The organism is Lentilactobacillus parafarraginis DSM 18390 = JCM 14109 (genome assembly GCF_001435895.1).
Classification (GTDB): Bacteria; Bacillota; Bacilli; order Lactobacillales; family Lactobacillaceae; genus Lentilactobacillus; species Lentilactobacillus parafarraginis.
The window spans coordinates 1-1,656 of sequence record NZ_AZFZ01000157.1 but is presented as its reverse complement, the minus strand read 5'-3'; the positions used below and the strand labels follow the sequence as shown (position 1 = coordinate 1,656).

At 43.7% G+C, this 1,656-nt stretch carries 2 protein-coding genes; both read right to left on the bottom strand.

Features of this window, described 5'->3' with window-relative positions:
* Positions 1-41: 41 nt before the first annotated feature.
* The gene (locus FD47_RS14430; protein ID WP_054736794.1) at positions 42-887 is read right to left on the bottom strand and encodes an IS3 family transposase; all 846 of its coding nucleotides are present in this window, start codon (positions 885-887) and stop codon (positions 42-44) included.
* A complete protein-coding gene (locus FD47_RS14425; RefSeq protein ID WP_056980838.1) occupies positions 884-1,498 on the bottom strand; it encodes a helix-turn-helix domain-containing protein in 615 nt (204 codons plus the stop codon). Before FD47_RS14425 ends, FD47_RS14430 begins: the two co-directional genes overlap by 4 nt.
* Between the last annotated feature and the right edge of the window lie 158 nt (positions 1,499-1,656).

Here is a 1,656-nt window from a genome sequence, read left to right as displayed (position 1 = left end):
GGTACTGTACCCTGTCAAGTTGACACATTAAATAATAAAAACTAGTTGGCCTTGCCGAAGCGGTATTCTGCTGCGGTAAGGTCATTTCTTTTGCCTGAAATAAAGGAATGCGTAAAGTAATCGATACCTTCTGTCACCAGCTGTTCTAAGTCTTCAAACGTTTGTGGTTGTGGTGAGTGTGCTAACCAGATAGATTTAAAATCAGCCCACCAGTGCTCCATCACCGCATTATCAGCTGGTGTTCCTGGGGCTGAGTAACTATGTTGGCTGTTATTACTAGCCAAGTAGTGGTTGAATGCTTTGGAAGTATATGCTGCTCCGCGATCAGTGTGGATTAGCGGTGCCAGACCTCCGGCTTTCTGCTTGGCCATTTGAAATACTTTAATAGCCCCAGTACTCGTTTCTGTAGGCGTAATAATCCAGCTAAGTGGGTATTGACCGTATAGATCCAGGACAACGTGTAGACGGACTTTGTACTTACGAATGTTGTAGGCAATTTCCGTCGTGTCCGTCACCCACACCTGATTTGCGGCAGCTTGTTCAAACTGGCGGTTCAGGGTATTCTGTGCTTCATAAGTTTCCTGCTCCTGCACACGTTTTCTCTTAGGCTGACGATAGTCCGCTTTAATACTGTGTTCCTTCATAATGCGCATGACGCGCTTCTTGTTAACTGTGTATGATAATCTTTCCTGCTTTATCAAACGGGTCATCTTGTCATAACCAACGCAGTGTTTATGTTGTGCTTCTAACTGTTTAACGAGCTTTAGAATTTCTTGATCTTGAATATCATGAACCGTCGGTTCATGGGTAAGCCACTTGTAGTAAGCCTGCCGACTTACCCCGGCTGCTTTAACTAGATCAGATACATTATACCCACTTTGGCTCATTTCCTGAATCGCTTGATATCGTCCGGCCGTTCCACCTCCCGATTGTGTATTTCGACCAATTTTTTTGCGAAGGCAATCTGTACCTCCCGTTCCTTCGCTTTAGCTTTCAGCTGCCTTACTTCTTGTCGTAATCTTTCCACTTCATTGGTTGGTGTTTTGCCTTTATGGCGACCCCGGTTATCCTGAAGGGATTCCCAATCGTGAGTTCTTTGGTACTTTTGTACCCATGAATAGACCCGTTGATAGCTGACATTAAATTTTTCTGCCGCGGCTTGATAGTTATACTCGTGATCAATTGTCCATTGAGTAATTTGCCGTTTCTCCTCAAAAGTAACTTTTCGACCCACTTTCCTAGCTCGCTTTCTTGTTGCGTAAGCAACACTTAATTGTCCACTATTGTACCGGACAATCCATTGATGTAGTTGGGAAAGACTACGAATTTGATATCTATTGAGAATTGCTTGGCCTGACAGGGTACCTGAAAGGTAAGCTTTAACGGCTGATCGCTTGGTTTGAAGTGTGTACCTGTGATTGTGTTCAGGGCGAATCAATCCAGCCAAACCAGCCGTTAAAAATTGTTTAATCCATCTGTTAAGGCTAGAGGTCCGCACCTGGTGATAATCCGCGTATACCCCGAGTGAGTAGTCTGAATCTTGGTAATTACTGAGTAACCTTAATTTTTCCGTCGTTGAATATGTTCCTATTCAAAACACCCCCTAGAGATGACACTTTTATTATTTAAAGTGTCAACCCTAAGGGGTATTGTACG